Raw genomic sequence first — 11,809 nt, forward strand, 5'->3', positions numbered from 1 at the left:
CCGGCTGATCGGCCTCTTAAGACTGAGATAGACACATGTCCAAAGTAGCAATCGACCTTGCCGGCGTGAAGAAGTCCTTCGGCGACAAGCTTGTTGTGAACGGGCTGTCGTTCACCGTTGCGTCGGGAGAGTGCTTCGGCTTGCTGGGGCCGAACGGTGCGGGCAAGAGCACGATTGCGCGTATGCTCCTCGGCATGACAGTGCCTGATGCGGGCAAGATCACGGTTCTTGGAGAGCCAGTGGGTGCGCGGAGTCGCTTGGCACGCAAGAGCATCGGCGTGGTTCCGCAGTTCGACAACCTTGACCAGGAATTCACCGTGCGAGAGAACCTGTTGGTGTTCGGGCGCTACTTCGGCATGAGCACACGCAAGATCAAAGAGGTCATCCCGTCGCTCCTCGAGTTTGCCCGTCTTGAGAGCAAGGCGGATGCACGTGTCGGCGAACTATCCGGCGGCATGAAACGGCGTTTGACACTGGCACGTGCGCTGATCAACGACCCCCAGCTACTCGTGATGGACGAGCCGACGACCGGCCTCGACCCGCACGCGCGACACCTGATTTGGGAGCGTCTGCGTTTCCTGCTGGGGCGCGGTAAGACGATCATTTTGACTACCCATTTTATGGAAGAGGCCGAGCGTTTATGCGATCGGCTGTGCGTTCTGGAGCATGGACGCAAACTCGCCGAAGGCAGCCCTCATGCCCTGATTGAGGAACACATCGGGTGCCAGGTGATCGAGATCTTCGGCGGGAATCCCCAGGAGTTGGTTTCGCTGATCAGGCCATACGTGCAGCGCGTCGAGGTGAGCGGCGAGACGCTCTTTTGCTATACGGCCGATCCGGAGCAGGTTCGCGTACAACTGCGCGGGCGCGCGGGTCTGCGCCTTCTGGAGCGTCCACCCAGTCTGGAGGACGTTTTCTTGCGGCTGACCGGACGCGAGATGGAGAAGTGAACGATGGGTAAAGGTTTTTCGGCGGCTCTACCCGCCAACGCTTGGAACTGGATTGCGGTATGGCGCCGCAACTATCTGGCATGGACGAAGGTCGCGCTCGCGTCGATTCTCGGTAACCTCGCCGATCCTATGATCTACCTGTTCGGACTCGGCACTGGTCTCGGAATGATGGTAGGTCGCGTTGAAGACGCGTCGTACCCTGCTTTTTTGGCAGCCGGCATGGTCGCGACAAGTGCGATGACCGCGTCCACCTTCGAAACAATTTATGCGACTTTCCCTCGCATGAACGAACAGCGGACCTGGGAAGCGATCCTGCACACACAACTTACCCTGGGCGACATCGTTCTCGGTGAGTTGGTGTGGGCAACCACAAGGGCCTTTCTGGCCGGTACGGCAATTGCGATGGTGGCCGTCATAGCGGGCTACTCAGCATGGTCGTCCGTCCTCTATGTGCTACCAGTCATCGCTCTCACTGGGTTGGCCTTTGCGAGCCTGGCGATGATCGTAACCGCGCTTGCGCCCAGTTACCACTACTTCATATTCTACCAGACGCTCTTCCTCACACCCATGTTGTTCCTGTCCGGCGCTGTCTTCCCGGTCACTCAACTGCCAAGCACCTTTCAGCACATAGCGGGCATCTTACCGCTGGCGCATTCGATCGACCTGATTCGTCCGGGCATGCTTGATCGCCCGGCTGGGGACATCGCCCTGCACATTGGTGCGCTTTGCATATACGCGGTAGTGCCGTTCTTCCTCTCGATGGTGCTGCTTCGCCGGCGCCTGCTGCGTTGATGCTGCTTTCGAATACAAGAAGGAGAACGAGAGTCAGCATCGCGAACGGCTACAGCCGCGAGCGTGCTTGGCCCAGCGACTGTGAGTTGGGGACAGCAGAACACACAAGCTGAGGCGCACACGCGACTGGACGCAGCCTTGCACGCCGGTCTGCGATACCAGAACCTCATGGCGCGATCCGGCTGCATGAGCGCGGATTGCATCCGTCCGCGTCTAGAGATCACATCCAGTGTTCTTGTCCTGGGCGCCCCTGAACCGTCGAAACTATCATCAGCTGGAACACACACCATGACCCACATTTCACCGACACCTGAGCCTTTTGCCATCCTTGCTATGCCAAGGACCGGGACACACTACCTGGAAGTATTGCTAAACGAGCATCCGAACATATTGAGTAACGGTGAGTTGCTCAACGAGTACGACACCAACTGGCCCGATAAGGATCGCTTGCTGCTCGGCGATCGCGAGCTCCTAGAGCTTGCTTACGTGCGCTGTCCCACTTCGAGCGACAAGACGGTGACGCATGTTGGCTGCAAGGTCAACGAACCTCAGTTTCACGATCATCCGGGCTTTTTTGCGGAACTGGCTCGGTGGCCAGGACTCAAGATCATCCTCGTGGTCCGGAGAAACATACTGGAATCGCTAAGGTCGCTGGTGCAGGCACGGCAAAGCGGCCAATGGCTGAAGTTCAGTTCGGACAAGGAGGGGGCTCCGCCACCACGGGTCAGATTGCCAATCGCCAACTGCGAGGCGTACTTCAAAACCGCCGACGCTTTCTACGCTCGAGTTGCGCACGCCTTCGCGCCGTCCAACGTGCTGGTAATCGAATATGAGAGCCTTCTTCAAGAACCCGCCGCATGTTTGGGAGCGGTTTGGGATTTCTTGGGGGTTCCGGGGCTTCAGCTTTCCGGTCGCGCCATCCTTCAGCGCCAGGAAGCGCGACCGCTCGACGAAACGGTAGAGAACTTCGACGAGTTGCGGCTTCACTTCGCAAACGGACCTTATGCGAGGTTCTTTGACGTCGCTGCCGTGTGACTGGCCTTCGCAGCCAGTAGCGGGCTTGCTCCACGACGGGGCTGCCACTTGGCCGCGATTGGCATCAACTAAGGGCGTTCTTGTTGCAGACTTGCCAAGAAGGGCATGACCGCCAACGTACTTCCTCCCGACCTGATCGACAGGCAGGATCAAGAACGTTCCCACCATCAAACCAAGCTGACCAAATCAGGTCGGTTTTGACGTCCCCCTGGAGCGATTGCGCATGTTCATTCCTGTTCCCGAGACCCACGGCAGATCCATAGCCAAGGCTGTCAGTTGGCGCATCACAGGCAGTGTCGATACGTTCGCGCTGAGCTGGCTCATAACTGGAAACGTCGTTTCCGCGGGATCGATCGCCAGTGCTGAAGTTATTACAAAAATCGTGCTGTACTATCTCCACGAACGGGCATGGTCGTTCATTCCGTTTGGCCGGCGCATGATATTGCCGGCTGATTGAACAGCACACCATTGGGGCAATCTCTCGGATGTCTCAGATCGTCGCGATGACGAAAGCTGTGATCATATGGTTTCAGCAAGCGTCGAACGTCCGGCGCACATTCGCGCTTGCAAGGGCCCGCTTCGGGGATGACTGGCAGTTCTGCCCGGGGCGGCGCTTTAAGCGCCGTCAAAGGCTGGATTAGAAAGTGCCGACATGAATGTTCCTTTGACGCACCTGCAACGTCTGGAGGCCGAGTCCATCCACATCTTCCGGGAGGTTGCGGCCGCCTTCACCAAGCCGGTCATGCTTTATTCGGTCGGCAAGGATTCGTCCGTGCTGATGCATCTGGCGATGAAGGCGTTTTATCCCGCCAAGCCGCCATTCCCCTTTCTTCACGTCGACACGACGTGGAAATTCCGCGAGATGATCGCCTTTCGCGATCAGATGGCGAAAAAGCTCGGCTTCGATCTGCTGGTCCATGTCAACGAAGATGGCGTTCGCGACAACATCAATCCGTTCGATCACGGTTCCAACACGCACACCCATGTGATGAAGACCGTGGCGTTGCGCCAGGCGCTCGACAAATACGGTTTCGACGCGGCCTTTGGCGGCGCCCGTCGCGACGAGGAGAAATCCCGCGCCAAGGAGCGCATATTCTCCTTCCGCAACGCGCAGCATGTGTGGGACCCGAAGAACCAACGGCCCGAGATGTGGAAGATATTCAACACCCGCATCGCATCGGGCGAATCGATCCGCGTCTTTCCGCTGTCGAATTGGACCGAGCTCGACATCTGGCAGTACATTCTGCAGGAAAACATCCCGATCGTGCCGCTCTATTTCGCCAAGCAACGGCCCGTCGTCGAGCGCGACGGCATGCTGATCCTGCGGGATGACGAGCGCATGAAACTGCGCCCCGGCGAGACTGTGGAGGGCCGCCTTGTGCGGTTCCGCACGCTCGGCTGCTATCCGCTGACCGGCGCCATCGAATCGGATGCCGACACGCTGGAAGCCATCGTCGGCGAAATGCTGACCGCGCGCACCTCCGAGCGGCAGGGTCGCCTGATCGATCGCGATGAAGCCGGCTCGATGGAAAAGAAGAAGCGCGAGGGGTATTTCTGACCATGCGCCACATCTTGGCCAAGAGCCTCGCCCCCACCGACGGCGTCCGCGACTATCTGGCGGCTCAGGAAAGAAAGTCGCTGCTGCGCTTCCTAACCTGCGGCTCCGTCGACGACGGCAAGTCGACGCTGATCGGTCGCCTGCTTTCCGATACCAAGCAGATTTTCGAGGACCAGCTTGCCGCACTCGAGCGCGATTCGCGCAAGCACGGCACGACCGGCGACGACATCGATTTCGCGCTGCTCGTCGATGGCCTCGAGGCTGAGCGCGAGCAAGGCATCACCATCGATGTCGCCTATCGCTTTTTCGCCACGCCGAAACGCAAGTTCATCGTCGCCGACACGCCCGGCCACGAGCAGTATACGCGCAACATGGCGACCGGTGCCTCGACCGCCGATCTCGCCATCGTGCTGATCGATGCCCGCCAGGGCGTGCTGCGCCAGACCAGGCGCCATTCGATCATCGCTTCGCTGCTGGGCATTCGCCACATCGTTCTGGCGGTCAACAAGATCGATCTCGTCGGTTTCGATCAGGGCGTCTTCGAACGGATCATCGAAGATTATCGGCAGTTCTCGCACAAGCTCGGCTTCCAGACGATCGTGCCGATCCCGATGTCTGCCCGCTACGGCGACAACGTCACCAGCCGCTCGGACAAGACAAAAGAATGGTATTCCGGCCCGACGCTGATCGAACATCTGGAAACCGTGTCGGTCGATGAAGCCGCGGTCGAACTGCCGTTCCGCTTTCCGGTGCAGTATGTGAACCGCCCCAATCTCGATTTTCGCGGCTTTGCCGGCACGATCGCGTCGGGTTCGGTTGCACCGGGCGACGAAGTCGTTGTCGCCAAATCCGGCAAGTCCTCTCGCGTCAGGCGCATCGTCGCGCATGGCGGCGATCTGAGCCAAGCGGTCGCCGGCCAGGCCATCACCCTTGTCCTCGACGACGAGGTCGAGGTTTCCAGAGGCAATATGCTGGTGTCGCCGGCGGCACGGCCGCAGGTCGCCGATCAGTTCGCCGCCAACATCGTCTGGTTCGACGAACATGCGCTGCTGCCGGGCCGCTCCTACATCCTGCGCACCGAGACCGACCAGACCAGCGCCACCGTCACCGACCTGAAGTACCGGGTCAACGTCAACGACTTTGCCCATGAGGCGGCCAAGTCGCTGGAAATGAACGAAGTCGGCATCTGCAACATTTCGACCCGATCACCGATCGCCTTCGATACGTTTGCCGAGAACCGCACCACCGGCGCCTTCATCCTGATCGACCGCATCACCAACGCCACCGTCGGCGCCGGCATGATCCTGCATTCGTTGCGCCGCGCCGAAAACATCCACTGGCAATCGCTCGATGTCGGCAAGCACGGCCGCGCCGACATGAAGCACCAGCGGCCTGCCGTGTTCTGGTTCACCGGACTTTCAGGCTCTGGCAAGTCGACCATCGCCAATTTATTCGAAAAGAAGCTCTTCGCCACCGGGCGCCATACCTACATCCTGGATGGCGACAACGTCCGCCAAGGCCTCAATCGCGATCTTGGTTTCACCGACGCCGATCGCGTCGAAAACATCCGCCGCGTCGCCGAAGTGGCGCGGCTGATGGCCGACGCCGGGCTGATCGTCATCGTCTCCTTCATTTCGCCGTTCAGCGCCGAGCGGCGCATGGCCAGGGAGTTGATGGCCGACGGTGAATTCATCGAGGTGTTTGTCGACACGCCCTTCGAGGAATGCGCCAGACGCGATCCGAAGGGTCTCTACGCACGGGCACTGAATGGCGAGATCAAGAATTTCACCGGTGTGGATTCGCCATACGAAGCGCCGGAGAACCCGGAAATCCATCTCAAGACACTCGGCAAATCGGCCGAAGAGATGGTAGAGGCCTTGGAACTCTGGCTGATCGAGCGCGACATTGCGCAACCACCTCCTGCCGACAATGGTGGATCCATCTGATGACAAGGCAGTCGTTGCCCTGTTCGAAGGGTCGGCACTGGCCGCGAGTGGCGCCATTCGGCTGTCTTTGATTTAGCCATGAGAGGAAGGCGGACGCCTCGCCCCCACCCGCAGGGATTGTTGAGCCGGGGTCGCACACAACAGTTCGATGTCGGTTGCAAACTCAAAAACAACGAAACAGCCGGAGACCACCCACCTGATCACGCAGCATCGCCCTGAACTATGCGCTTCCCGACCAGATGGATGGAGCTCGTGGGTTGCTGCCGACATCGTCAATTTTTCCGGTATGTGGCAATCGGCCATGGTTTGTGCCACAGGCTGACATAAATCCGATAGGCCGAATTCAGATCCAACAAGTGCATTGCATTACGATATCGGACCGGGAACCGTAGACTGTGTTCCAGGCTGATGCGGACGCATAAAAACGAGGAAGAAGGATGGGAGCTGGAGCCTTGACCAGGGATGTTGAACCCAAGAATGCCGAGCGCCAGCGATGGCTGGGCCTGGCGGAAAAGGCGTTGGCCGGCGCATCCTTCGAGGAAAAGCTGGTCTCCCATACCGACGACAACATCCGCATCGAACCGCTCTACGAGCGCAGCATCGCAGCCGAACCAACCGTGCGCGCAAACCCGAAATCGCCCTGGATCGTCAGCAAGCGCGTCGATGATCCGGATGTCGGCCGCGCCAGAGCCCAGGCTCTGGAGGACGTAGCGCAAGGCGCGACGGGATTGTCGCTTGTCTTCGAAGGGGCGCCGAACGCATTCGGCTACGGCCTGCCGAGAACGGCGCAGGCGCTGGAGACGGTGCTGGACGGCGTACCGCTCAATCGCATCCAGATCCGCATCGATGCGCATCCCTGGAGCCGCGCCGTGGCCGACTGGCTGGTGGCGTTCCTGAGCAAGCGCCGTTCAGACCCGGCAAAGTTGAACCTCTCCTTCGGCATCGACCCGGCGGCGATCTTTGCCGGAACCGGCCGGCTGCGCATGTCGATCGAGGCGCTACAGGCCTCGATGCCGCAGTCGCTGGCGCATTTCTTCTCGATGGGTGTTCCAGGCGTGCTGCTGGAGGCGGACGGCCGTGTGTTCCACAATGCCGGCGCCACGGAAGCGCAGGAGCTTGGCATCATGCTGGCTTCAGCGGTCTCCTATCTCAGAATGTTCGAGACGGCGCGGCAGCCGCTTGTCTATGCCGCACCGCATATCGGCTTTGCGCTCAGCGTCGACCAGGACCAATTCCTGTCGGTGGCCAAGGTTCGGGCACTGCGCAGGCTCTGGGCACGGCTGCAGGAAGCCTGTTCGATCCCCAATTCCACCGCCAATATCCACGCCGAGACGTCGTTTCGCATGATGACGGCATTGGACCCCGAAACCAACATCCTGCGCACCACGATTGCCTGCTTTGCGGCAGCATCAGGCGGCGCCGATTCGATCTCAATCCTGCCGCACACGATCGCGCATGGCTTGCCGGCGGGTTTTGCCCGCCGCGTTGCCCGCAACGCGCAACTGATCATGGCCAATGAAAGCCATATCGATCATGTCGCCGATCCTGCCTACGGATCCGGCGCGGTCGAAGCGCTGACCGCGGAACTGTGCGAGACAGCCTGGACGGAATTGCAGACAATCGAGGCCGAGGGCGGCGTCTTGTCCAGCCTTCAGGGCGGACATATCCAGGCACGCGTTCATGCCGCGGCAGCGCGGCGCAATGCAGCCTATCAGGCAGGCGAGCGAGCCATCATCGGCACCACGCTCTATCCGTTGAAAAGCGAACGTCCGGTCGAGACGCTGGCAGCGGAACGGCGGCCCGCCTTCACCGAAGGCGTTGCCGTCTGCGAGCCCCTGTTTCCGGTCCGCATCGACCAATCAATCGGAGCCGCCTCTTGATCCCGGATTTCAGCCAGATCGGCTGGGTGCCGCCACGCCGCGCACCCATCGAGGTCAAAGGCCAGCGGATGACGCCGGAAGGCCTTGTCAGCATTGATGCTGTCTCCACGACGCAGGCTCCGGTCAGGCGAATCTTGACCGTGTCGTTCGCTAGCAAGCTGTAAAGGTCTATAGGCTGCATCAATGAGGGCTTTGCCCTTCGATGGCGGAAACACATCCCGCATGGAGGCGACGCATGTGCCAACGACGTCCTGCTGACCGAGCAGGGATGCAGCACGTGCTGCTGCGACAGGATTGCCAGAGTTTGCAGATCGCCGTTTCCGGCGCCTCCGTGCTCCGCCCGTTGCGGCTATGCGTCGACGCCATCGTGCCTACGCGGCGTCTGAAGTACCATCTTGCTGCCCTCCGGTGGCTGAATGACATCCACGGCGGCAGCCGCCCGATGGCCAGTGCCTCGCCAGCCGGTCCCTGTCACGGCCGATGGTGATCACTGTCGATGTTCAAGCAGGCGATCAAGGACACGGTTGCCACCAGGGTGTCGCCAGACACGCTGCCCCACGACTGCAGCTTGTATCTGCTTCCGAAATTGAATGACCTCCATTTTCGACGATTTCGTTTCGCCCGCACGGCCAGCGAGCCGCCGCCGATAGAGAGTGCGTTCGCTTACCGCTGCCTCCATTGGGCGAGGAACGAACCCACCGGTAACAGCCTATCGCGGACAAAGATCCTAAGCCGCGCGATGATGACCGGCTTGGACAGTTTGATGCTGCGTGTTCCATATCCGCAGCGCTGATGGTCCGTATCAATACAATCGATTTGCCCTATCTTTCGAAATGCTGGAAAGCATCGCTCTTTCACTCCCATCTGGTACCACCTAAGGACCGGGCAATGCCTTACGAAGCTATTTTTAGCCTTGGATCTGACTGCACTCCTGCGACGCAAATCAGGCGCTATTTCAAACGGCGCCCAAGCAGCTGTTTTGATTGGATTGTGACACCTATAGCCTCCATCGAGGAAATAATGGCAGATGATGGAGCGCGATTTGGGCTTCGTGTATCAGCCTGCTTCAATGGGACGTCAGCTTTTTGCGAAAATTACGGGGTAGTTTACCACCATGAATTCGATCGGACCACGTCCAAAGCAGTGATATTCACGCCGGAAGCGTTACGGTCCTGCCGAGAGAAGCTGATTTACAAATACAATAAGATGCTCGACATCGCTCGGACACGAAAAACGTTGTTTGTGCGTTATGTCTCGGCGACGGATGCTCCGGGGGATCAGCAGATGGGAAAGACGTTTGGCGTAGACGATCTCCAGGAGATGGTCACTCTACTTGAGAAAAAATTGGGACACTCAAGGTTCCATGTGGCCTATTTCCGCGCCATCGGGAATGCATATGATAGGTCGAAGTTCACAGGGCCAGTCCCGGAGCGCTGCAGTATCCATCAGGAGAACCATGTTCCTGATCAACTGGGCGAGGTTGAGGTATGGAACGTGTTCTTCTCGAAAATGGGTCTTTCGCCAAACCGTCCACCGTTGCTGTAGTCTTCAAGAGTTGACCAGAAGCATTTTCGCGGCCATCCAAGGCGGATAGTCGGCGCGTCGATGTGGACGGATCCTCGACCTCGCCGAAACGATCGGTTTTCGATCCACATGAAATATTGCGCATGCTGGGCGAAGATTTCGAGCACAGGATCAAGCCCCCAAGCCCCACTATCGCAAACCCGTCCTATTGACGTTGGCGGGCGCCCGCGCGCCTCATGACGCGCGCGGGCTCTCGTGAACCGAGCCCGCTTCATTCGCTCTGCTCACGGCGGTCTCGGCCCTTCGGGCTTTGATCCCTGGCCATAACAACCCTTTGGTTGTCCAGCGGAGCCGCTTTCGTGTCACTCCGAGCAACACCGAGCCAAAACAGGTTGACCGTACGATCGCGGACATCGTGGCCGCCCATAACGGGCGCTACAACATCGACATCCATCTGAAGCATGACCCGTCGGTCACCGAACCTTTCGGCGAAACGCAACGTCCGGCGCCTTGAAGCGATCCGCCACGCCACGGGTGGAGTGAAGCGCGAGCCTGACGGCACCTGGGTCATCGGGCCGGACGATCCCAAACGCGTCGTCGTCTACGAGTGTCAGCGTGCCAGGGAAGAACCTGTCACGGTCGAGAAGCTCTCCTCATTATCGCTTGAGCAACAGATTGGTTTCGACGGCGCCACCTGGATTGACCGCGAGCTGGTCTCTGACAGACCGGAGGCTTTGCATGGCTCGGGTTTCGGGCCGTGATGTGCGGGCCGCGCAGGCACGCAGGCGGCAGTGGCTGCTCGTGCAGGGTCTCGCGAGTGAAGAGCAGGACCGGATAGTTTATCGCGCCAACATGATTTCGATCCTGCGTCAGCGTGAGCTGAACCGTGTTGTCGGTCAGCTTTCGCAGGAACTTGGGCTCTCGTATGCCGAAGCCCGGGCAGGAGATCGAATAGAAGGTACGCTGCGCCGATTGGTTGAGCTCGCCTGCGGCAAATATGCCGCGATCGAGAGGTCGCGCGAGCTCACGCTGGTGCCATGGCGGCCGGTGCTCCAGCGGCCCATCGGCAAGGAGGTTTCTGGCGTGGTTCAGCGCGAGGCGATCTCCTGGAACACCGGTCGGCAAAGGGGTGGGCCCAGCGTTTCATGACGACGCAGCAGCGATGCTTCATGCAACGCCCGATCGACCCGTCGCGCCGCGAAGCGCGGCGGGTTTTTCTCTTGAGCACTTGTTTTTGGTCGCGGGACGTTTGCTGCCGTAGTGTCCAGCCTGGGCCTTGCAATAGCGCCCAACTATCGATTGTGCTCGACGGAGCCTGCAGCGAAGGGGGTGCCATGCCGATTTCGTCGAAATGCTGGCGCAATCCGGCGTCTTCAGTCCCTCCGATCGGCGTTGCTGGGGCGCGTCTTCGATCATTAGACATTGAGGGCCAATCTGCGTGAGGTGCTCGCGTCCCGGATCGTTCAGGAACCCGTATCGCCGAGATGAGCTGTCTCGCCGCCGGATGATCGAGGACGTCGCCCAAACGCGTCCTAGCCCCATCCACTGGGTGGATGACAGTTATCCCAATAATCGATTTTACCAGTCGTACCGAATTCCCCTAGGAGGCTCTGAATAGAAACGGCCGGGCGGGTGTCCTTCCGGTCGACCCAGGCTGCCGGGAGAAATCGGAGACGAGCATGTGCGGGATTGTTGGCATCGTTGGGCAACAGCCAGTGTCGGAGCGGTTGGTCGACGCGTTGAAGCGTCTGGAATATCGCGGCTATGACTCAGCCGGCGTTGCGACGATCACCGAGGGCGCCTTGCACTGCCGGCGCGCCGAGGGCAAGCTTGTCAATCTCGAGGCGAGGCTGAAGGAAGAGCCGCTGGGCGGCACCATTGGCATCGGCCACACGCGCTGGGCAACTGGGGCACTGACTGAACGCAACGCGCATCCGCACTTTAGCGATGGTGTGGCCGTCGTCCATAACGGCAATATCGAGAATTTCGCCGAGTTGAAGGACGAATTGGCGGCTGCGGGGGCTGCCGGCAGTCGACGAGACAGTCGCGCCGATGATTTTCTCGCTGCCGATACAGCTTCTTGCCTATCACACGGCGCTGGTCATGGGCACAGATGTCGACTAG

12 protein-coding genes and 1 pseudogene are annotated in these 11,809 nt (G+C 59.8%); all 13 read left to right on the forward strand.

What is annotated here, in order from left to right; all coding sequences use genetic code 11:
* Positions 1-35 precede the first annotated feature (35 nt).
* Positions 36-950, forward strand: a complete 915-nt coding sequence (nodI, locus tag LHFGNBLO_RS03055; RefSeq protein WP_183455228.1) for a nodulation factor ABC transporter ATP-binding protein NodI — start codon at positions 36-38, stop codon at positions 948-950.
* Between the two features lie 3 nt (positions 951-953).
* The gene (locus LHFGNBLO_RS03060; protein WP_183455227.1) at positions 954-1,742 is read left to right on the forward strand and encodes an ABC transporter permease; all 789 of its coding nucleotides are present in this window, start codon (positions 954-956) and stop codon (positions 1,740-1,742) included.
* Between the two features lie 288 nt (positions 1,743-2,030).
* On the forward strand, positions 2,031-2,777 hold the full coding sequence (locus LHFGNBLO_RS03065; RefSeq protein WP_258600037.1) for a sulfotransferase: 747 nt from the start codon (positions 2,031-2,033) through the stop codon (positions 2,775-2,777).
* 223 nt (positions 2,778-3,000) lie between these two features.
* Positions 3,001-3,234: a DUF2061 domain-containing protein gene (locus LHFGNBLO_RS03070; RefSeq protein WP_183455225.1), complete on the forward strand. Its 234-nt coding sequence runs from the start codon at positions 3,001-3,003 to the stop codon at positions 3,232-3,234.
* Between the two features lie 195 nt (positions 3,235-3,429).
* Complete coding sequence (gene cysD / locus LHFGNBLO_RS03075) at positions 3,430-4,335, forward strand: sulfate adenylyltransferase subunit CysD (RefSeq protein WP_258600038.1); 906 nt, start codon at positions 3,430-3,432, stop codon at positions 4,333-4,335.
* 2 nt (positions 4,336-4,337) lie between these two features.
* Positions 4,338-6,281 (forward strand): sulfate adenylyltransferase subunit CysN, encoded by a 1,944-nt coding sequence (gene cysN, locus LHFGNBLO_RS03080; protein ID WP_258600040.1) that lies wholly within the window; start codon positions 4,338-4,340, stop codon positions 6,279-6,281.
* Between the two features lie 437 nt (positions 6,282-6,718).
* Positions 6,719-8,161, forward strand: coding sequence for a methylmalonyl-CoA mutase subunit beta (locus LHFGNBLO_RS03085; RefSeq protein ID WP_258600042.1), 1,443 nt, complete (start codon positions 6,719-6,721; stop codon positions 8,159-8,161).
* Entirely contained in the window at positions 8,158-8,325 is a 168-nt protein-coding gene (locus LHFGNBLO_RS03090) for a hypothetical protein (RefSeq protein WP_258600044.1), read from the forward strand. The genes LHFGNBLO_RS03085 and LHFGNBLO_RS03090 overlap by 4 nt, the downstream gene beginning before the upstream one ends.
* Before the next feature lie 332 nt (positions 8,326-8,657).
* On the forward strand, positions 8,658-8,954 hold the full coding sequence (locus LHFGNBLO_RS03095) for a hypothetical protein (RefSeq protein ID WP_258600045.1): 297 nt from the start codon (positions 8,658-8,660) through the stop codon (positions 8,952-8,954).
* 95 nt (positions 8,955-9,049) lie between these two features.
* A complete protein-coding gene (locus LHFGNBLO_RS03100) occupies positions 9,050-9,706 on the forward strand; it encodes a papain-like cysteine peptidase (RefSeq protein ID WP_258600046.1) in 657 nt (218 codons plus the stop codon).
* A 440-nt stretch (positions 9,707-10,146) separates the two neighbouring features.
* On the forward strand, positions 10,147-10,446 hold the full coding sequence (locus LHFGNBLO_RS03105; RefSeq protein ID WP_258600048.1) for a DUF3363 domain-containing protein: 300 nt from the start codon (positions 10,147-10,149) through the stop codon (positions 10,444-10,446).
* On the forward strand, positions 10,424-10,834 hold the full coding sequence (locus tag LHFGNBLO_RS03110) for a DUF3363 domain-containing protein (RefSeq protein WP_258600049.1): 411 nt from the start codon (positions 10,424-10,426) through the stop codon (positions 10,832-10,834). Before LHFGNBLO_RS03105 ends, LHFGNBLO_RS03110 begins: the two co-directional genes overlap by 23 nt.
* A 530-nt stretch (positions 10,835-11,364) precedes the next feature.
* Positions 11,365-11,709 (forward strand): annotated as a pseudogene (locus LHFGNBLO_RS03115) (glutamine--fructose-6-phosphate aminotransferase); the annotation flags it as partial.
* Positions 11,710-11,809 lie beyond the last annotated feature (100 nt).

The sequence above is a fragment of the Mesorhizobium sp. AR10 genome (assembly GCF_024746795.1).
Taxonomy (GTDB): Bacteria; Pseudomonadota; Alphaproteobacteria; order Rhizobiales; family Rhizobiaceae; genus Mesorhizobium.

Excerpts from the sequence above, each read along its gene's own strand:
- nodI (WP_183455228.1), top strand. The coding sequence starts at position 36 with ATGTCCAAAGTAGCAATCGACCTTGCCGGCGTGAAGAAGTCCTTCGGC.
- LHFGNBLO_RS03060 (WP_183455227.1), top strand. The coding sequence starts at position 954 with ATGGGTAAAGGTTTTTCGGCGGCTCTACCCGCCAACGCTTGGAACTGG.
- LHFGNBLO_RS03065 (WP_258600037.1), top strand. The coding sequence starts at position 2,031 with ATGACCCACATTTCACCGACACCTGAGCCTTTTGCCATCCTTGCTATG.
- LHFGNBLO_RS03070 (WP_183455225.1), top strand. The coding sequence starts at position 3,001 with ATGTTCATTCCTGTTCCCGAGACCCACGGCAGATCCATAGCCAAGGCT.
- cysD (WP_258600038.1), top strand. The coding sequence starts at position 3,430 with ATGAATGTTCCTTTGACGCACCTGCAACGTCTGGAGGCCGAGTCCATC.
- cysN (WP_258600040.1), top strand. The coding sequence starts at position 4,338 with ATGCGCCACATCTTGGCCAAGAGCCTCGCCCCCACCGACGGCGTCCGC.
- LHFGNBLO_RS03085 (WP_258600042.1), top strand. The coding sequence starts at position 6,719 with ATGGGAGCTGGAGCCTTGACCAGGGATGTTGAACCCAAGAATGCCGAG.
- LHFGNBLO_RS03095 (WP_258600045.1), top strand. The coding sequence starts at position 8,658 with ATGTTCAAGCAGGCGATCAAGGACACGGTTGCCACCAGGGTGTCGCCA.
- LHFGNBLO_RS03100 (WP_258600046.1), top strand. The coding sequence starts at position 9,050 with ATGCCTTACGAAGCTATTTTTAGCCTTGGATCTGACTGCACTCCTGCG.
- LHFGNBLO_RS03105 (WP_258600048.1), top strand. The coding sequence starts at position 10,147 with ATGACCCGTCGGTCACCGAACCTTTCGGCGAAACGCAACGTCCGGCGC.
- LHFGNBLO_RS03110 (WP_258600049.1), top strand. The coding sequence starts at position 10,424 with ATGGCTCGGGTTTCGGGCCGTGATGTGCGGGCCGCGCAGGCACGCAGG.